General features: G+C 59.9%; 13 protein-coding genes. 6 read left to right on the forward strand and 7 right to left on the reverse strand.

Features of this window, described 5'->3' with window-relative positions; translation table 11 throughout:
- The first annotated feature begins 252 nt into the window (after positions 1 to 252).
- Positions 253 to 1,554 carry an MFS transporter gene (locus tag HB680_RS01945; protein WP_213936901.1) on the forward strand — a complete coding sequence of 434 codons (1,302 nt, stop codon included), beginning with the start codon at positions 253 to 255 and terminating at the stop codon, positions 1,552 to 1,554.
- Between the two features lie 156 nt (positions 1,555 to 1,710).
- Here HB680_RS01945 and HB680_RS01950 read toward each other — a convergent pair whose 3' ends face one another.
- Complete coding sequence (locus HB680_RS01950; protein WP_123403407.1) at positions 1,711 to 3,174, reverse strand: glyceraldehyde-3-phosphate dehydrogenase; 1,464 nt, start codon at positions 3,172 to 3,174, stop codon at positions 1,711 to 1,713.
- 364 nt (positions 3,175 to 3,538) lie between these two features.
- On the opposite strand from HB680_RS01950, the gene mfd reads away from it, so the two are divergent.
- The 3 genes from mfd to HB680_RS01965 are packed head-to-tail and all read left to right on the forward strand — an operon-like array spanning position 3,539 to position 10,270.
- Complete coding sequence (gene mfd / locus HB680_RS01955) at positions 3,539 to 6,988, forward strand: transcription-repair coupling factor (RefSeq protein WP_213936902.1); 3,450 nt, start codon at positions 3,539 to 3,541, stop codon at positions 6,986 to 6,988.
- 10 nt (positions 6,989 to 6,998) lie between these two features.
- On the forward strand, positions 6,999 to 7,565 hold the full coding sequence (locus tag HB680_RS01960; protein WP_213936903.1) for a CsiV family protein: 567 nt from the start codon (positions 6,999 to 7,001) through the stop codon (positions 7,563 to 7,565).
- 11 nt (positions 7,566 to 7,576) lie between these two features.
- Entirely contained in the window at positions 7,577 to 10,270 is a 2,694-nt protein-coding gene (locus HB680_RS01965; protein ID WP_213936904.1) for a DEAD/DEAH box helicase, read from the forward strand.
- A gap of 140 nt (positions 10,271 to 10,410) precedes the next feature.
- Here the strand turns inward: HB680_RS01965 and HB680_RS01970 are convergent, their stop codons facing one another.
- The 4 genes from HB680_RS01970 to HB680_RS01985 form a co-directional block, all read right to left on the reverse strand.
- Positions 10,411 to 13,689 (reverse strand): DEAD/DEAH box helicase, encoded by a 3,279-nt coding sequence (locus HB680_RS01970; protein WP_213936905.1) that lies wholly within the window; start codon positions 13,687 to 13,689, stop codon positions 10,411 to 10,413.
- A gap of 60 nt (positions 13,690 to 13,749) precedes the next feature.
- Complete coding sequence (locus tag HB680_RS01975) at positions 13,750 to 14,487, reverse strand: S-methyl-5'-thioinosine phosphorylase (RefSeq protein WP_213936906.1); 738 nt, start codon at positions 14,485 to 14,487, stop codon at positions 13,750 to 13,752.
- 12 nt (positions 14,488 to 14,499) lie between these two features.
- Positions 14,500 to 15,510 carry a beta-N-acetylhexosaminidase gene (gene nagZ / locus HB680_RS01980; RefSeq protein WP_213936907.1) on the reverse strand — a complete coding sequence of 337 codons (1,011 nt, stop codon included), beginning with the start codon at positions 15,508 to 15,510 and terminating at the stop codon, positions 14,500 to 14,502.
- Positions 15,511 to 15,668: 158 nt separating this feature from the next.
- Complete coding sequence (locus HB680_RS01985) at positions 15,669 to 16,376, reverse strand: TetR/AcrR family transcriptional regulator (RefSeq protein WP_213936908.1); 708 nt, start codon at positions 16,374 to 16,376, stop codon at positions 15,669 to 15,671.
- A 229-nt stretch (positions 16,377 to 16,605) separates the two neighbouring features.
- Between HB680_RS01985 and lexA the strand changes: the two genes are divergently transcribed.
- Both lexA and sulA read left to right on the forward strand, forming a co-directional pair.
- Entirely contained in the window at positions 16,606 to 17,214 is a 609-nt protein-coding gene (gene lexA / locus HB680_RS01990) for a transcriptional repressor LexA (protein WP_054054288.1), read from the forward strand.
- Positions 17,215 to 17,224: 10 nt separating this feature from the next.
- Positions 17,225 to 17,698, forward strand: coding sequence for an SOS-induced cell division inhibitor SulA (sulA, locus tag HB680_RS01995; RefSeq protein WP_213936909.1), 474 nt, complete (start codon positions 17,225 to 17,227; stop codon positions 17,696 to 17,698).
- Positions 17,699 to 17,791: 93 nt separating this feature from the next.
- On the opposite strand, the gene HB680_RS02000 is transcribed toward sulA, so the two are convergent.
- Together HB680_RS02000 and HB680_RS02005 are read right to left on the reverse strand one after the other, a co-directional pair.
- Complete coding sequence (locus HB680_RS02000; RefSeq protein WP_123403749.1) at positions 17,792 to 18,025, reverse strand: hypothetical protein; 234 nt, start codon at positions 18,023 to 18,025, stop codon at positions 17,792 to 17,794.
- 152 nt (positions 18,026 to 18,177) lie between these two features.
- Positions 18,178 to 18,702 carry a DUF6586 family protein gene (locus tag HB680_RS02005; RefSeq protein ID WP_054054292.1) on the reverse strand — a complete coding sequence of 175 codons (525 nt, stop codon included), beginning with the start codon at positions 18,700 to 18,702 and terminating at the stop codon, positions 18,178 to 18,180.
- Between the last annotated feature and the right edge of the window lie 100 nt (positions 18,703 to 18,802).

Consider the following 18,802-nt stretch of genomic DNA (forward strand, 5'->3'; position numbering starts at 1 on the left):
TGACTGACACGGCCTCTTCGCGAGCAAGCCCGCTCCCACATTTTTAATCTGCGCTAATTCACTCCAGTCCGCGATTCATGCCGGCTAATGGCTATAACGTTTAAGCAGCAGCCTAACTAGTGGTTGCCTATCTATCTTCATACACATATCGTTACAAAACTGTTCGGCGCGTGCCTGCATGCTTTAAGCCGACAGCATGGAAGCGTCAAGACCAGGGATTTCCAATAAGACAGCCAAAGTGAGAGCGTTAAAATGGCCTCGAATACGGGCAAAGGCAAAGCGATCTTTCGCGTTGTCAGCGGTAATTTTCTTGAGATGTTCGACTTTATGGTCTACGGCTTTTATGCCACGGCCATTGCGAAGACCTTCTTCCCTGCCGACAGCGCATTCGCCTCCCTGATGCTGTCCCTGGCGACGTTCGGCGCCGGGTTCCTGATGCGCCCGCTGGGTGCGATTTTCCTCGGCGCCTACATCGACCGTCATGGCCGTCGCAAAGGCCTGATCATCACCCTCGCCCTGATGGCTGCCGGTACGGTGCTGATTGCCTGCGTGCCGGGTTACGCCACCCTGGGCGTGGCCGCGCCGCTGATCGTGCTGTTCGGTCGCCTGCTGCAAGGTTTCTCGGCGGGCGTGGAACTGGGCGGTGTGTCGGTGTACCTGGCCGAAATTTCCACCCCGGGCCGCAAAGGCTTCTTCGTCAGTTGGCAGTCCGCCAGCCAACAAGCCGCCGTGGTATTCGCCGGTTTGCTCGGCGTGGGCTTGAACCACTGGCTCAGCCCGGAACAAATGGGCGACTGGGGCTGGCGCGTGCCGTTCCTGATCGGCTGCATGATCGTGCCGGTGATCTTCGTGATTCGTCGCTCCCTGGAAGAAACCCCGGAATTCCAGGCACGCAAACATCGCCCGACCCTGCAGGAAATCATCCGCTCGGTCGGTCAGAACTTCGGCATCGTTATCGCCGGCATGGCGCTGGTGGTCATGACCACCGTGTCGTTCTACCTGATCACCGCCTACACGCCGACCTTCGGTAAAGCCGAACTGCATCTGTCGGACCTGGATGCTTTGCTGGTGACCGTGTGCATCGGCCTGTCGAACTTCTTCTGGCTGCCGGTGATGGGTTCGGTGTCCGACAAGATCGGACGTAAACCCTTACTGCTGGCGGCGACTATTCTGGCGATCCTCACCGCCTACCCTGCCCTGTCGTGGCTGGTGGCGAACCCGAGCTTCAGCCATCTGCTGATCGTCGAGTTGTGGTTGTCGTTCCTGTATGGCTCGTACAACGGCGCCATGGTGGTGGCCCTGACCGAGATCATGCCGGTAGAAGTTCGTACGACCGGTTTCTCCCTGGCCTACAGCCTGGCGACTGCGACCTTCGGCGGTTTTACACCGGCGGCCTGCACCTACCTGATCCACGTACTGGACAACAAGGCTGCGCCGGGGATCTGGCTCAGTGGCGCGGCGGTGCTGGGTTTGATCGCGACGCTGGTGTTGTTCCGGGGCAACAAGCATGAACTGCGGACTGCGCAAGCGGCTGTGGTTGGGGGCGCCCGTTAGATCGCATTCGCGAGCAAGCCCGCTCCCACACTAATCCAATGTGGGAGCGGGCTTGCTCGCGAAGAGGCCCGCCCAGGCAACTCAACCGCAACAGGCAGAGCGCACAAACAAAAACGCCCCGACCAAAGTCGGGGCGTTTTCATGTGCAGCTAACGCTTAGCGCGGGAACGCTGGCGGGTTGACCCCGGCCATGTCTTCCATCACGCGCACTACCTGGCAGCTGTAACCGAATTCGTTGTCGTACCAAACGTACAGAACAACGCGGTTATCTTGGGTAATGGTCGCTTCAGCATCCACAACACCGGCGTGGCGCGAGCCAACGAAGTCGGTGGATACCACTTCCTGCGAATTGACGTAGTCGATCTGCTTATGCAGATCGGAGTGCAACGCCATGTAGCGCAGGTAATCGTTCATCTCTTCACGGGTGGCGGCTTTCTCAAGGTTCAGGTTGAGAATGGCCATCGACACATTAGGCGTCGGAACGCGGATCGCGTTACCGGTCAGCTTGCCGGCCAGTTCTGGCAGGGCCTTGGCAGCAGCGGTGGCAGCACCGGTCTCGGTGATCACCATGTTCAGCGCGGCGCTACGGCCACGGCGATCGCCCTTGTGGAAGTTGTCGATCAGGTTCTGGTCGTTGGTGTACGAGTGAACCGTTTCAACGTGACCGTTGACGATGCCGAACTTGTCGTTGACAGCCTTCAGCACCGGCACGATGGCGTTGGTGGTGCAGGACGCCGCGGAAACGATCTTGTCGTCAGCGGTGATTTCGCCGTGGTTGATGCCGTGAACGATGTTCTTCAGCTTGCCTTTGCCAGGCGCGGTCAGCACAACGCGGTCGATACCCGGGCAAGCCAGGTGTTGGCCCAGGCCCTCGGCGTCACGCCATACACCGGTGTTGTCCACCAGCAGCGCGTCTTTGATGCCGTACTGGGTGTAATCCACTTCAGTCGGGTTCTTCGCGTAGATAACCTGGATCAGGTTGCCGTTGGCGGTGATGGTGTTGTTGGCTTCATCAATGGTGATGGTGCCATCGAACGGACCATGAACCGAATCGCGACGCAGCAGGCTGGCGCGTTTGACCAGGTCGTTCTCGGCGCCCTTGCGGACCACGATGGCGCGCAGGCGCAGGCCGTCGCCACCACCGGTTTTCTCGATCAGGATACGCGCCAGCAGACGGCCGATACGACCGAAGCCGTACAGGACAACGTCGGTGCCTTTGCGTGCGGCAACGTTTTGCTGGCCAACCACATCGGCCAGTTCTTCACGGACGAACTGCTCGGCGGTACGGCCATTTCCTTCGGCCTTGAATTTGACCGCCAGCTTGCCCAGGTCAACCGAAGCGGCACCGAGTTTGAGCTCGCTCATGGCTTTGAGCAGCGGGAATGTTTCGTGGACGGACAGTTCGCTGTCATCGGACTGGCGATGGCGAGCGAAGCGGTGAGCTTTGAGAATCGCAATGACTGAACGATTGATCAGGCTGCGGCCATAGATCGAGCTCACCACGTTGTTATTGCGGTAGAGCTGACCGATAAGCGGAATCATCGCTTCTGCGAGTGCTTCACGGTCGATCCATTCACCAAGACACTGGTCGGGCTTCTGAGTCACGGGAACCTTCCACATATGTAGGGGCAGAAAAAAGGGGCTACATTATGCCGCCGAGTGCCTCTCGTAGCAATGCGCGCCTGTCGTACGAGCCGTAACAAATTTCCGTTCAAAAAAATTACGCCATGCTGTAGCCCAGTAAATACGGGGCTTCCAGCGCAGTCAATTTTTTGGAGGTGGCGCTGCCTTGTCCGTAACCATCCGTAACACCTGTTCGTTTTGCCACTACATAATCGGCAATTTTCAGCAAAAAACGGCTGGATTTTGTCTTTACCACTACATTTCGCCCAACCCGCGTAATAGACATATCTGCAACTGACAGCCGGCACCTGAGGCCGCTACAATTACCGACTTTGTCGCAACGCTTGGAGCTCAACCTTCCGTGCCCGTTCTGCGTCTACCGCTTCTCCCTGCCGCGGCAGGTAAACAGCACTGGGGCAACCTGCCCGGTGCCGCCCTGAGCCTGGCCATTGCCGAGGCCGCCAGCGCTGCCAAGCGCTTTACCCTGCTGCTGACCGCCGACAGCCAAAGTGCCGAACGGCTGGAACAGGAGCTGAGTTTCTTCGCCCCGGATTTGCCCGTGCTGCATTTTCCCGACTGGGAAACCCTGCCCTACGACCTGTTCTCGCCGCACCAGGACATCATCTCCCAGCGCATTGCCAGCTTATATAGGCTGCCGGAGCTGACCCACGGTGTGCTGGTGGTGCCGATCACCACGGCCTTGCATCGCCTGGCGCCGACCAAGTTCCTGCTCGGCAGCAGCCTGGTGCTGGACGTCGGCCAGAAACTCGACGTCGAGCAAATGCGCACCCGGCTCGAGGCCAGCGGCTATCGCTACGTCGATACCGTGTACGAGCACGGCGAATTCACCGTGCGCGGCTCGCTGATCGATCTGTTCCCGATGGGCAGCAAACTGCCGTTCCGGATCGACCTGTTCGACGACGAAATCGAAACCCTGCGCACCTTTGATCCGGACAACCAACGCTCGATCGACAAGGTCGACACCGTTCGCCTGCTGCCGGCGCGGGAATTCCCGCTGCAAAAAGATGCGGTCACCCGCTTCAAGGCACGCTTTCGCGAGCGTTTCGACGTGGACTTCCGTCGCTGCCCGATCTTCCAGGATTTGAGCAGCGGGATTACGCCGGCCGGTATCGAGTACTACCTGCCGCTGTTCTTCGATGAAACCTCGACCCTGTTCGATTACCTACCGCAAGACACCCAAGTGTTTTCCCTGCCGGGCATCGAGCAGGCGGCGGAGAACTTCTGGAACGACGTGCGCAATCGTTATGAAGAGCGCCGCGTCGATCCGTCCCGTCCTTTATTACCACCCGCCGAGCTGTTCCTGCCGGTGGAAGATTGCTTCGCGCGCCTGAAGAACTGGCCGCGCGTCGTGGCCAGCCAGCAAGACGTGGAAACCGGCGTCGGCCGCGAACGCTTCCCGGCGCAACTGTTGCCAAACCTGGCCATAGAAGCCAAGGCTACCCAGCCGCTCGCTGCGTTGGCCGGTTTCCTCGACGCATTCCCCGGTCGCGTGCTGTTTACCGCCGAATCTGCGGGCCGTCGTGAAGTGCTGCTCGAGTTGCTCGAACGCCTGAAGCTGCGACCGAAAACCGTCGACAGCTGGCCAGACTTTGTCGCCGGCAAAGAACGACTGGCGATCACCATTGCGCCGCTGGATGAAGGCCTGCTGCTGGACGATCCGGCCCTGGCGCTAATCGCCGAAAGCCCGTTGTTCGGTCAACGGGTGATGCAACGTCGTCGCCGGGAAAAACGTGCCGACGGCAACAACGATGCGGTCATCAAGAACCTCACCGAGCTGCGCGAAGGCGCGCCGGTGGTGCACATCGATCACGGTGTTGGCCGCTATCTCGGTCTGGCGACCCTGGAAATCGATGATCAAGCCGCCGAATTCCTGACCCTGCAATACGCCGAAGGCGCCAAGCTCTACGTGCCGGTGGCCAACCTGCATCTGATCGCGCGCTACACCGGCAGCGACGACGCCCTGGCCCCGCTGCACCGTCTCGGCTCCGAGACCTGGCAGAAAGCCAAGCGCAAAGCCGCCGAACAAGTACGCGACGTCGCCGCCGAGTTGCTCGACATCTATGCCCGCCGCGCCGCCCGCGAAGGTTATGCTTTTGCCGACCCGAAAGCCGATTACGCGACGTTCAGCGCCGGTTTCCCGTTCGAAGAAACTCCCGACCAGCAAACCACCATCGACGCCGTTCGCGCCGACATGCTCGCGCCCAAGCCGATGGATCGCCTGGTCTGCGGCGACGTCGGTTTCGGCAAGACCGAAGTGGCGATGCGTGCCGCGTTCATCGCGGTGCACGGCGGTCGTCAGGTGGCGATTCTGGTGCCGACCACCCTGCTCGCCCAGCAGCACTACAACAGCTTCCGCGACCGCTTCGCCGACTGGCCGGTGAGCGTGGAAGTGATGAGCCGTTTCAAGTCGGCCAAGGAAGTGAATGCCGCCATCGCCGAACTGGCCGAAGGCAAGATCGACATCGTGATCGGCACGCACAAGCTGCTGTCCGACGATGTAAAAATCAAAAACCTCGGGCTGGTGATCATCGACGAAGAGCACCGTTTCGGTGTGCGTCAGAAGGAACAGCTCAAGGCCCTGCGCAGTGAAGTCGACATCCTCACGCTGACCGCCACGCCGATTCCGCGCACGCTGAACATGGCGGTGTCGGGCATGCGCGACCTGTCGATCATCGCCACGCCGCCGGCCCGTCGCCTATCGGTGCGGACCTTCGTCATGGAGCAGAACAAAAGCACGGTCAAGGAAGCCCTGCTGCGTGAGCTGCTGCGCGGCGGTCAGGTCTACTACTTGCACAACGACGTGAAGACCATCGAAAAATGCGCCGCCGACCTCGCCGAGCTGGTGCCGGAAGCACGGATCGGTATCGGCCACGGGCAGATGCGCGAACGCGATCTCGAACAGGTGATGAGCGACTTCTACCACAAGCGCTTCAACGTGCTGATCGCCTCGACCATCATCGAGACCGGCATCGACGTGCCGAGCGCCAACACCATCATCATCGAGCGTGCCGACAAGTTCGGCCTGGCGCAGTTGCACCAGTTGCGCGGCAGGGTCGGTCGCAGTCACCACCAGGCCTACGCGTACCTGCTGACGCCGCCGCGCCAGCAAATTACCGGCGACGCCGAAAAGCGTCTGGAAGCAATTGCTAACACCCAGGACCTCGGCGCGGGCTTCGTGCTCGCCACCAACGACCTGGAAATCCGTGGCGCCGGCGAATTGCTGGGCGACGGCCAGAGCGGGCAGATTCAGGCCGTGGGTTTCACGTTGTACATGGAAATGCTCGAGCGCGCGGTGAAGTCGATCCGCAAGGGCGAACAACCGAACCTCGATCAGCCGTTGGGCGGCGGTCCGGAAGTCAACTTGCGCGTACCGGCGTTGATTCCCGAGGACTACTTGCCCGACGTTCACGCCCGATTGATTCTGTACAAACGCATCGCCTCGGCCACCGACGAGGAAGGCCTGAAAGACCTGCAAGTGGAGATGATCGATCGTTTCGGCCTGTTGCCGGAGCCGACCAAGAATCTGGTGCGCATCACCCTGCTGAAATTGCAGGCTGAACAACTGGGCATCAAGAAAGTCGACGGCGGTCCGCAAGGTGGCCGAATCGAGTTCGCGGCCCAAACGCCAGTTGATCCGTTGACGCTGATCAAACTGATCCAGAGCCAACCCAAACGCTACAAATTCGAAGGCGCCACGATGTTCAAATTCATGGTGCCGATGGAGCGCCCGGAAGAGCGCTTTAATACTGTAGAGGCGCTGTTTGAGCGCCTCCTCCCGAAAACTGCTTGAAGGACGCCGCATGCGCCTGTTTCGCTCGCTGACTTTATTGATGACGCTGATGGCTCCCTCGGCGTTTGCCGATGATCTGTATCAGGTCGAAATGATTCTGGTCCGGCAAAACGCCGTGCCCGCCATCGTCAGTCGTGCGGCACCGGAAGACTGGGCTGCAGGCGCACAACGCCTCAGCCCCGACAGCCAACGCACGCCAAGCCTCAATGGCGAAGTGGAGAAACTCACCGCCAGCAACGATTACACCGTGTTGCTGCACAAGGCCTGGCAACAGACCCTGGGTGAAGAGGCCAGCAAAATCGCGATCAGCGACGGTACAGAACAATTCGGTCAGTTCCCGATCGAAGGCACGCTGAACCTGAAACTGGGTCGTTTCACCGACGTGGATGCCGACTTCTGGGTCAACCAGATCGACGGCAACGGCATGGTCACCGCCAGCGAACGCCTGAAGCAGGAAAGCCACACCAAGAACGGCCAGCTGAACTTTCTCGACAACGGCCACCTGGGCCTGCTGATCAAGATCACTTCGCTGACCGCCCCTGCGCCTCGGCCAGTCCCCGATGAAATTCCGGACTGATTGAAGTCCTTATGCCTGCGACCCTGAGCAAACCCCTCGCCCCCTCCTGGGTCAGCCGATTCAAGGAACAGAGCCTGGAGCGCGGCCGTCGCTACGCGCTGGAAAACCGCGTCAGGATTGTCGAGGCCGGCGACGCCACGATCATCGCCGCGTGCGAGGGCTCGGGCGGTAACGTTTACCGTCAGACCATTCGCCTGCGCGAGTCGGCCAAAGGCACATTGCTGATGATCGACGCCAACTGCACCTGCCCGGTCCACAGCAACTGCAAACATTGCGCGGCGGTGCTGCTCAAAGTCCAGGAAACCCTGGCCTATCCCGCCGCTGCGCAAGACGCCGAACTGCTGGAAAAACTCCAGGCCGTACTGGAAAACCGCAGCCCGAAGGCACCGCCACAAGTGCTGGTGGATAACGTGCAACCGGTGCCACGCCTGTGGCTGGCGAGTATCGAGTTCAGCGCCTTCGAGCCGCGTAACGGCAAGATGCAGCGCTACATCCAGCATCGCGCGGCGCTGTCCTTCAGCTACCTGGATGAATACGTGTCCGGGCAGAAGAACGCCGACGTGATGATTCGCCAGGAAACACAGACCTTACGGATAAAACGTCACCCGGAAGTCGAACAGGCCTACAGGGAACAGCTACGAATCCTCGGCTTCAAGATCGCCACCCGGCAAAGCAAGGCCTTGCCGGAAAGCGCCGGCGAACTGTTCGAGATGGTCAACGACAGCGCCTGGCTGACCTTCACTCTCAACGAACTGCCGAAGCTGCGCACCCAAGGCTGGGAGTTGCAGATCGACGAGGATTTCGGTTTCGACCTGACCGCCGTGGACGACTGGTACGCTACCGTCGAACAGGCGCCGGAGCGCGACTGGTTTGATTTGGAACTGGGGATCATCGTTAACGGCGAGCGCCTAAGCCTGTTGCCGATCCTGTTGAACCTGATGCGTTCGCACACCGAGATCCTCAACCCGGAACGCCTGGCCCGACGTCGCGACGACGAACTGATCCTGGTCAACATCCCGAACCGTCCGAATTCCGAGTACGGTCCGTTGCAGGTCGCCCTGCCCTTCGGCCGCTTGAAACCGGTGCTGGCGACCCTTGGCGAGTTTTACCTACAAGAGCCCGGCGAAACCACGCTGCGCCTGAGCAAGGCCGACGCCACGCGACTGAATCCGCTGGAAGGCATGCCACTGCTGTGGGAAGGCGGCGAACAGATCCGCACCTTTGCCCAGCGCCTGCGAGACATCAAGGACTTCACCACGACCGCGCCGGAAGGCTTGAACGCGACATTGCGCCCCTATCAGCTCGAAGGCCTGAGCTGGATGCAGTCGTTGCGGCAACTGGAAGTCGGCGGGATTCTCGCGGATGACATGGGCTTGGGTAAAACCCTACAGACCCTCGCGCATATTCTCAGCGAGAAAATCGCCGGGCGCCTCGATCGGCCGTGCATGGTGGTGATGCCCACCAGCCTGATCCCCAACTGGCTCGACGAAGCGGCGCACTTCACGCCACAGCTCAAAGTGTTGGCCCTGTACGGCGCCAGTCGTAAAAAGCACTTCGAGAGCCTGACCGATTACGACCTGATCCTCACCACCTACGCGCTGCTGCCCAAGGACGTTGAAACCCTGGCAAAAGTGCCGCTGCACGTGTTGGTCCTGGATGAAGCGCAATACATCAAGAACCCCAACAGCAAGGCCGCCCATGCGGCCCGTGAGTTGAATGCTCGGCAGCGCCTGTGCCTGAGCGGCACGCCGCTGGAAAATCACCTGGGCGAACTGTGGTCGCTGTTCCACTTCCTGCTGCCCGGCTGGCTCGGCGATGTGAAAAGCTTCAACCGCGATTACCGGGTGCCGATTGAAAAGCGCGGCAGCGAAGTCAGACTTCAACACCTCAACGGTCGGATCAAGCCGTTTCTGCTGCGTCGGACCAAAGAGCAAGTCGCGACCGAATTGCCGCCGAAAACCGAGATCATCCATTGGGTGGAGCTCAACGAAGCCCAGCGCGACGTGTACGAAACCATGCGCCTGGCCATGGACAAGAAAGTCCGCGACGAGATCACCCGCAAAGGCGTGGCCCGCAGCCAGATCATCATCCTTGAAGCGCTGCTGAAGTTACGCCAGGTGTGCTGTGATCTGCGGCTGGTCAATGACGCGGCTCTGCCCACCCGCGGCAGTACGTCCGGCAAACTCGACAGTTTGATGGAGATGCTTGAGGAGCTGTTCGAAGAAGGTCGGCGGATTCTGCTGTTCTCGCAGTTCACGTCGATGCTGGCGTTGATCGAGGATGAACTCAAAAAGCGCGGCGTCGAATACGCAATATTGACCGGCCAGACCCGTGATCGCCGCGCGCCGGTGAAGGACTTCCAGAGCGGCAAGCGTCAGATTTTTCTGATCAGTTTGAAGGCGGGCGGCGTGGGTCTGAACCTGACCGAAGCCGATACGGTGATTCACTACGACCCGTGGTGGAACCCGGCAACGGAAAACCAGGCGACTGACCGGGCGTATCGCATCGGCCAGGAAAAACCGGTGTTCGTCTACAAACTGATTGCCCGGGGCACGGTGGAAGAGAAGATTCAGCATCTGCAAAAGGAAAAATCCGACCTGGCTGCGGGCGTACTGGATGGGCGCTCGGCCGGGGACTGGAAGTTGCAGAGTGATGATATTGAAGCGTTGTTTGCGCCGTTGCCGGATAAGCTCGAAAAGCGCTGAGGTCGGTGGCGCTTGATAGATGGCCTTCGCGGGCAAGCCTTGCTCCTACAGGTTTATGTTGATCCCCGATGTCGCGAACGACATAAACCTGTAGGAGCAAGGCTTGTCCGCGAAGGCGCCCTCACTGCAGAAAACAGCTATCAAGACTTGAGATGAGGCAGCGGCGCAAACAATGCCTCGATATCACTCGGCTCAAGCTTCAACCCTCCCGTCGTCCCACCTTCCAGCACCGCACCAGCCAAAGCAGCCTTCTCCTGCTGCAATGCCTGTATTTTTTCTTCCACCGTGCCTCGAGCAATCAGCTTGTAGACGAACACCGGTTTGTTTTGCCCGATCCGGTAGGCACGGTCGGTCGCCTGGTTTTCCACCGCCGGGTTCCACCACGGATCGAAATGGATCACCGTGTCCGCAGCGGTCAGGTTCAGGCCTGTGCCGCCGGCCTTCAGGCTAATCAGAAACAGCGGTACCTTACCGCTCTGGAAATCCTTGACCGGCGTGCGTCGATCCGTGGTGTCACCGGTCAGCAGCGAGTAGTCGAGACCGCGCTGCTGCAATTCTTCCTCAATCAAAGCCAGCATCGACGTGAACTGCGAAAACAGCAAAATCTTGCGACCTTCGCTGAGCAATTCCTCCAGCATCTCCATCAAGCTGACCAGCTTCCCACTGCCTGATCGCAGGGCTTTTGCCGTGAGCGTCATTTTGATCAGGCGCAGATCGCAGCAGACCTGACGCAGCTTGAGCAGCGCGTCGAGGATGATGATCTGACTGCGGCCAACACCACTGCGGGCAATTTCGTCACGCACCTTCTTGTCCATCGCCACGCGCACGGTTTCATACACATCCCGTTGCCCATCACTGAGATCGACCCAATGCACGATTTCGGTTTTCGCTGGCAATTCGGTGGCGACCTGATCTTTCTTGCGACGTAGCAGAAAGGGTTTGATCCGCGCCGTCAGGTGCTGCATCCGATCGCTGTTGCCGTGTTTTTCGATCGGCGTGCGGTAGTCGCGGTTGAAGGTTTTGCTGTCGCCCAACCAACCGGGTAGCAGAAAGTGAAACTGCGACCACAGCTCGCCGAGGTGGTTTTCCAGCGGCGTGCCGGACAGACACAATCGTTGACGGGCCTGTAGATCACGGGCAGCTTGAGCAGCCTTGCTGACCGGGTTCTTGATGTTCTGCGCCTCATCTAGAATCAACACGCTCCAGACTTGAGGCTGCAATACTTCCAGATCCCGCGGCAGCAGCGCGTAGGTGGTCAGCACCAGATCGTATTCGGCCAGGCTGGCAAAGTCTTTTTGCCGCGCCGAACCATGCAGCGCCAGGACCTTCAATTGCGGGGTGAAGCGTTGCGATTCGTCGAGCCAGTTGGGGATCAGGCTGGTGGGCATTACGGCCAGTGCCGGACGATCAAGGCGTCCGGCCTGTTTTTCTGTCAGCAGATGCGCCAGGGTTTGCAGGGTTTTCCCAAGCCCCATGTCGTCGCCGAGAATGCCGCCGACCTCCAGCTCGCGCAGGGTTTGCATCCAGTTCAAGCCTTCAAGCTGATACGGTCGCAGCGTCGCGTTCAGGCCCTCGGGCGCCGAGACATGCGCATGCGTTGACTCACGTATTCGCCGGGCAAAATTGCGCAGCCGCTCACCGCCCTGCCAAACCAGCGGCACGCCGTCCAGCGCACTCAGCCGCGCGGCATCCGGGGCAGTCAAACGCAACGAGTCGCCCTCATGCGAGCCCAGGTACAACTCGCCGAGCGTGGCCATTAGCGGTTTGATGCGGCCATAGGGCAGCGCGACTTTCACATGCGCCTTGGAACCGCCAAGCTCGATCAACAGCTGTTCGTCATCGTTGCGCTTGGCCAGACTGGCGGGATCGAGCAACTGTGGCTGGCTGCGCAGCAAATGCAGCAAGATCGGCAACAGGCTATGGCGCTCGCCGTTGACCACGATGCCCAGTTGCAGATCAAACCACTGGTGCGCCGATTCTTCCTCAACATCGGCATACCACTGCTCTACCGGCTGCACATTGAAGTGAAAAGCATGGCTGATATCGACGTGCCAATTTGCCTTACGCAGCAGCGGGATTCCCTCCTGCACAAAGGCAAGCCAGGCCGAATCATCCGGCAACGCGAACATTTCGCCCGGGCGGTCCACGCTGCTTTTAATCGTAGCCTTTTTAAAACCGTGTTTTTGCAGGGCCTGGCGCAAGGCTTTTTCGGCGGCCGGCTTGCGCTGGATACGCTGGGTTTCGGTGCCGGAAAGGATCAACACTTCGGGGTTTCGGTCCGTGGCCGGGTGCCCGTCGTAGGTGAACGCCAGCGCGGCACGGTGCTCTGCCTCATACTTCCAGTTCTTGTAGCGCTTGCCGCTGTTGAGCGTCAGGTGCGCCTCGGGAAAAATGTCGTCCACCACCCGCTCCGTCAGTTGGTGCGGCGGGGCAACTTGCGTCGCGGAACTCATCCGATGGCTGAACTGCATCGCCTGGCGCGCCGGAATATCCGGCGCCAAGGTCAAATGACAAGCCAGTTTTTCATCCTGTTCGGTGAACAGGGTTCCGACTTGCAATCGCTCGCGATCAAGGTAGTACAAGGGTTCAATGGCCAGTACCGTTTCCGGCTCGACTTCGTCGCTGCTCCATTGAGGGCGGAAACTGCCGTTGGCTTGTTCGGCCCAGGCGAACCGACCCGCTCTCTTCGCTCCCAAAGCCAGGGGCGGCTGCTCGAAATCGAGGAACAGTCGCGCGGTACGCAGCAACATCTCCAGGAGTTCGGCGCCACTGCTGCCTTCCAAGGGGTAGCCGCCGTAATAGGCGTGATGGGAGTGAATGGCCACCAACAGCCGGGCTATCCGAAGGTCCAGTTCCGCCAGATAGCCGGGTTGACGCAAGAGCATTTCCGATAACGAGTACACCGGCTTAAGGTCTTGCAAGACGCCGCTCTTAAGCTGGCGGGCCTTGAAAATTTCCAGGGTCCACTTCCCTGCTACGGTTGTGGCCTTGAGCCTGTAGATCAGGCGCGTATTGGTCCCCAGCGCTGGCTCATCGGGCGTTTTGCCCGTAGCAGGAATACCGTCGAGCCAGCGTTCCAGCTCGCGACTCAAGTGAACCTGGGCGGTGCTTTCGGACGGTTTATCGCGATGATCCAGCAGGTGATAGATGACTGCGGCGCTATGTTTGCAGTTGAACATGACCGGACACGAACAAACGCATTGCAGTCCCGTTCGCGCATGACGGTCTTCAGAGAGCTCGATGACCTGCTCGTACTGCCGGTTTTCGGAACCAACGCACGTTGCGATAATCGTCAAGTCCTCGTTCTGATGGATCGTTATCCTATCCTCGTCCGCGTACCGGCGGGCCTTTTCCAGAGCGCGATGACTGAACACCTCTGCCCAAGGTAGCGCATGAAGTTGCTCGGTTAATGTGGTCATCAAATCAACGCCGCTCAAATCTCAGAGGATCGGCCAGAGACTTTATCTGGCCGCAGAAACTCAACCCGCCAACACCCGCGCCAGCGTCGACTTAACCTTGCCCATCCCGTCATGCAACGCCTGTTCGATCTCGGCCATGGTGATCACTGCCGTGGACTTGCCCGCCGCCGGATTCACCACCAGCGCGAGGCAGGCGTAATCCAGCTCCAGCTCGCGGGCCAGCGCCGCTTCCGGCATGCCGGTCATACCAACGATGTCGCAGCCATCACGTTCCAGTCGCGCGATTTCAGCGACGGTTTCCAGGCGTGGCCCCTGAGTGCAGGCATATACCCCATGACTGCTGTAGCCGACGCCTTCAGCCGCCAGCGCCGCGATCAATTGCTGACGCAACGGCTCGCTGTAGGGGTAGCTGAAATCGATGTGGGTGACCTCCTCGAGGTCACCGGCGAAATAGGTGTGTTCGCGGCCGCTGGTGTAGTCGATCAGTTGATGGGGCACGCAGAAATGCCCGGTGCCCATCGCGGCATGAATCCCGCCTACGGCATTGACCGCAAGAATCGCTTCGGCCCCGGCCTGCTTCAGCGCCCAGATATTGGCGCGGTAGTTCACCTGATGGGGCGGCAAACGGTGCGGGTGGCCGTGGCGCGCAAGGAACAGCACCTCTTTGCCGGCATACACGCCGATCTGCACTTCGGTCGAAGGTGGACCGTATGGCGTGTCCACGGCTAATGACTGACGAATGTTCAGGCCTTCGAGTTGAGTCAGGCCGGTACCACCGATGATCGCGTAAACCGTCATAACGGAAAGTCCTTATTCAATCAGTTGAGCTTCTTTGAGCGCGCCGACAGCCGTGAGCCAGCGCGGGTCTTGGCGATATTCAATACCGACGAACGACTGCCCGCGCATCCGCGCGATACGCGGCGACGGCTTGACCTTCATCCGCTGCGCGGCGCTCAGGGCCAGTTCCGCAGCGGCGCGGTCGTTGCACACCAGGCCCATATCACAACCGGCGGTCAGCGCGGCTTCGATGCGGCTGGCAGCATCGCCGACCACATGCGCGCCCGCCATGGAAAGATCGTCACTAAAGATGACACCGTCGAACTGCAGCTCGCCGCGCAGGATGTCTTGCAACCAGCGCCGGGAGAAACCGGCCGGATGGGCATCGACCTGTGGATAAATGACGTGGGCCGGCATGACGGCGGCCAGTTGTTTGCTCAGTCGAGCAAATGGCACCAGGTCATTGGCGCGGATTTCGTCGAGGCTGCGCTCGTCATTGGGAATGGCGACGTGGGAATCCGCCTCAGCCCAACCGTGCCCCGGGAAATGTTTGCCGGTGGCGGCCATGCCGGCGCTGTTCATGCCGCGGATAAAGGCACCGGCGAGCACGGCGGCGCGCTCGGGATCGCCTTCGAACGAGCGGGTGCCGACCACGGCGCTGCGCTGGTAATCCAGATCCAGCACCGGGGCGAAGCTCAGGTCGAGACCGACGGCGAGCACTTCGGTGGCCATGATCCACCCGCACTGTTCGGCGAGGTATTCGGCATTCGGGTTGTCGGCGATGGCACGCATGGCCGGCAGTCGTACAAAGCCCTGACGCAGACGCTGGACCCGACCGCCCTCCTGATCCACGGCCAATAGCAGATCAGGACGAATGGCGCGGATCGCGGCGCTCAGCTCGCGCACCTGGCGCGGGTGCTCAATGTTGCGGGCGAAAATGATCAGGCCGCCCACTTCGGGCTGGCGCAACAATTGGCGATCTTCAGCCGTCAGCCAGGTACCGGCGACGTCCACCATCAACGAGCCTTGCAGGCCAGCAGTCATAGGGATTCCTTGAGAACAATAAACCTGGCTCGCACATGATCGCCGCCATGGGCTGAGCCCGGCAGGTCGGCGATATCAATGGGGAGCGGGTTCAGAACGAGAGTCGGCATGGGCGGCTAGCTTAGCGGATGTCAGCTGCCGCGCCCACCCGTGTGCGGTTAAACCTTGGCGGCAACCGGGGCCGATTTGCTGCGCGGACGCAATTGCGCGGTGGCCATGGCCGAGTCGGTGACGCCGGTTTCGGCACGCATGCCGGCGGCCAGGAACGGCACCATCAGGCGCATGACCTGCTCGATGGAGGTATTGACGCCGAAATCGGTTTCGGCAATCGCCCGCAAGGCCTTGATACCCGACATGCTGAACGCGGCGGCGCCGAGCATGAAGTGCACGCGCCAGAACAGTTCGATCGGTGGAATACGCGGCGCGGCTTCGTTGACCAGCATCATGTAGCGACGGAAAACCTTGCCGTACATGTCTTCCAGATAACGACGCAAGTGTCCCTGGCTCTGACTGAAAGCCAGCCCCAGCAAACGCATGAAGATAGACAGGTCGTTGCCGCTGCGTGGCTGCACTACCAGGGCTTGCTCGACGAGGATTTCCAGCAGCTCTTCAAGCGTCGGTTTGTTTTCCGGCTTGGCCTGGCGTCGCTCCAGTTCCTTATCGAGACTGGCGCAGAAGGGCCCGAGAAAACGCGAGAACACGGCCTGGATCAGCGCCTTCTTGGAGCCGAAATGATAGTTCACCGCCGCCAGATTGACTCCGGCCTTGCTGGTGATCAGACGCAACGAGGTTTCGGCGAAACCTTTTTCCGCGAACAACTGCTCGGCAGCATCGAGAATGCGTTCAACGGTTTCCGACTGGGCCATGGCTACTCCGCCTGACAAACACTTGTTTGAAACATACGTTTCAGCCTGTGCATTGTCAAGCCTGCCGGTTCGTTTTGGGAATGGTCGGTCAGCTATTTAACCATACAACTCTGCGTCGTTAATCAGCGACCTGACTGACCGTCCAGCGGCGAGCGAAAAAAGGGGCATTGCCAAGACGCTTTCACTGTATATAATCCCAGTCACTGTATAAAAAGACAGAGCGATCAATATGCTAAAGCTGACGCCACGCCAAGCAGAGATTCTGGCCTTCATCAAACGTTGCCTCGAAGACAACGGCTACCCGCCGACCCGTGCGGAAATCGCTCAGGAATTGGGTTTCAAATCGCCGAACGCGGCGGAAGAACACCTCAAGGCGCTGGCCCGCAAAGGCGCGATAGAGATGACGCCTGGTGCCTCCCGTGGCATCCGCATCCCCGGTTTCGAAGCCAAGGCCGACGAATCCACCCTGCCGATTATCGGCCGTGTGGCTGCGGGCGCACCTATCCTTGCTCAGCAACACATCGAAGAGTCCTGCAACATCAACCCGACGTTCTTCCATCCACGTGCCGACTATCTGCTGCGGGTACATGGCATGAGCATGAAGGATGTGGGCATCTTCGACGGCGACCTGCTGGCCGTCCACACTACCCGTGAAGCCCGCAATGGCCAGATCGTGGTGGCGCGGATCGGTGATGAAGTCACCGTCAAGCGCTTCAAGCGTGATGGCAGCAAGGTCTGGCTGATTGCCGAAAACCCTGAGTTCGCCCCCATCGAAGTCAACCTGAAAGATCAGGAACTGGTGATCGAAGGCTTGAGTGTCGGCGTCATTCGCCGCTAAAGGAGGCTTTATGCAGTTCCCACACACACCACAGCAAGCCCAACTGCCGTTGTTCGAGGCGTTCATGGCGCAACCGCTGGCGCCTATCCTGAAAGACGTGGTCGAGTCGCCCTGGAGCGCAGAGCCCGAAGTCTTCAGCGAACTGTCACTGCGTGGTGCAGCCGGGAGCTGCCTGAGCCTTTTGGCGCCGATTCTCCGGGAATTGAGTCAAGACCAGGATGCACGCTGGTTGACCCTGATCGCTCCGCCCGCCAGCCTGACCCAGGCCTGGTTGCGGGACGCCGGCCTGAACCGCGAACGCATTCTGCTGCTGCAACCCCGCGGCACCCAGAGCGCTCAACAACTGACTTGCGAAGCCTTGCGACTGGGCCGCAGCCACACGGTCGTCAGTTGGCTCAACCCGCTGAACGCCGCTTCACGGCAACAGTTGATCAGCGCCGCCCGCACCGGGGACGCTCAAAGCCTGAATATTCGACTGGGTTAACTGACAAACAATGTGCGCGTCAAACAGCGCCAGGCTTCTCCAGGGATAGAGAAGCCGATCTGTAGCGGTGTCAGCAGAAACCGACGGACGGGATCAGTGAAGGATCCGCGGCTCTTCATCCTTATTGAATTCGCCTTCAACCAGGCGCCCTGCCATCTGCACTCCAACGCTCAACATCGCCTTGGCGACTTCCACGTGATTGCCTTGCAGAAACGCTTTGGCGTCCTCGGAGAAATCCAAAGTAACCAGAGAACCCTCGTCCTCAGCCCTGCGCAGCTCGATTCGGCCGTCTGGTAACTCAACAATTTCTAGAAAGGACGTTGGCATAAAGGTCTGTTCTCCACGAAAGGCGGGGATTATATAGGCATCGGCCAGGCTTCGCTCGGGATCTTGACCAGAAGTCATCGCGAAGAAACATCTGTTAGCACTCATCCTTGAACGGACAACCCAACGGGTCATCCGGCACATCAGTCAGTCCATTAGCACTCGTTCAGCCCTTCACGGAAGCGGATCGCCAACCCTTTGAGGTTCTGACGCCAGCTCTCCAGTTCCTCTCGGCTCAGCTCTTGAGGCGCCTCTTCTTCGTCCAGGTTAACCGCCATGATCAATGGTTGCGTCACGTCACCCTTCGGTTTGTGCGGGACCCGTGGTGGTTGAAACAGTGCGGCATGGGCCGCGAGCAGCTTGGCCAGCCAGGTTTCCGAATTACCCGCCAACTCGACCATCTCGGCCATTTCAGGAATGGCGATCGCATCCAGCACTTCGCGGGTCAGCAACATCTCCGCGCGCGGCGCATTGGCTTGAGGCAAGCGATAGAAACCGGCGATTTCATGGCACAACCCCAGCAACGCACCATAGAGGTGAAACAGCGCCGATTCGCGCCCGGCCTGAATCAGTGCCAGGGAATTCATCGCCCGCCCCTCTTCGGCCCTGGCGAGCGCTTCAAGCGACAGGCCGGCGAAATAGATCTTCTGGTTGGTACGGGTATAGAGTTCGTGGGCCATGACGGCAGCCTCCACAGCGAAATAATTGCGTCACACAGACCCGACAGTGTCGTGGATCACCCAAGCCCACTGCAAGCCCAAAACAAAAGGCCGCATGAAA

The sequence above is a fragment of the Pseudomonas sp. dw_612 genome, from assembly GCF_018449725.1.
In the GTDB taxonomy this organism is placed as follows: domain Bacteria; phylum Pseudomonadota; class Gammaproteobacteria; order Pseudomonadales; family Pseudomonadaceae; genus Aquipseudomonas.

What these genes read in the sequence shown, in the direction of transcription:
- sulA (WP_213936909.1), top strand. Translation starts at nt 17,225, where the DNA reads ATGCAGTTCCCACACACACCACAGCAAGCCCAACTGCCGTTGTTCGAG.
- HB680_RS01985 (WP_213936908.1), bottom strand. Translation starts at nt 16,376, where the DNA reads ATGGCCCAGTCGGAAACCGTTGAACGCATTCTCGATGCTGCCGAGCAG.
- HB680_RS02005 (WP_054054292.1), bottom strand. Translation starts at nt 18,702, where the DNA reads ATGGCCCACGAACTCTATACCCGTACCAACCAGAAGATCTATTTCGCC.
- lexA (WP_054054288.1), top strand. Translation starts at nt 16,606, where the DNA reads ATGCTAAAGCTGACGCCACGCCAAGCAGAGATTCTGGCCTTCATCAAA.
- HB680_RS01965 (WP_213936904.1), top strand. Translation starts at nt 7,577, where the DNA reads ATGCCTGCGACCCTGAGCAAACCCCTCGCCCCCTCCTGGGTCAGCCGA.
- HB680_RS02000 (WP_123403749.1), bottom strand. Translation starts at nt 18,025, where the DNA reads ATGCCAACGTCCTTTCTAGAAATTGTTGAGTTACCAGACGGCCGAATC.
- nagZ (WP_213936907.1), bottom strand. Translation starts at nt 15,510, where the DNA reads ATGACTGCTGGCCTGCAAGGCTCGTTGATGGTGGACGTCGCCGGTACC.
- HB680_RS01950 (WP_123403407.1), bottom strand. Translation starts at nt 3,174, where the DNA reads ATGTGGAAGGTTCCCGTGACTCAGAAGCCCGACCAGTGTCTTGGTGAA.
- HB680_RS01960 (WP_213936903.1), top strand. Translation starts at nt 6,999, where the DNA reads ATGCGCCTGTTTCGCTCGCTGACTTTATTGATGACGCTGATGGCTCCC.
- HB680_RS01970 (WP_213936905.1), bottom strand. Translation starts at nt 13,689, where the DNA reads ATGACCACATTAACCGAGCAACTTCATGCGCTACCTTGGGCAGAGGTG.
- HB680_RS01975 (WP_213936906.1), bottom strand. Translation starts at nt 14,487, where the DNA reads ATGACGGTTTACGCGATCATCGGTGGTACCGGCCTGACTCAACTCGAA.
- HB680_RS01945 (WP_213936901.1), top strand. Translation starts at nt 253, where the DNA reads ATGGCCTCGAATACGGGCAAAGGCAAAGCGATCTTTCGCGTTGTCAGC.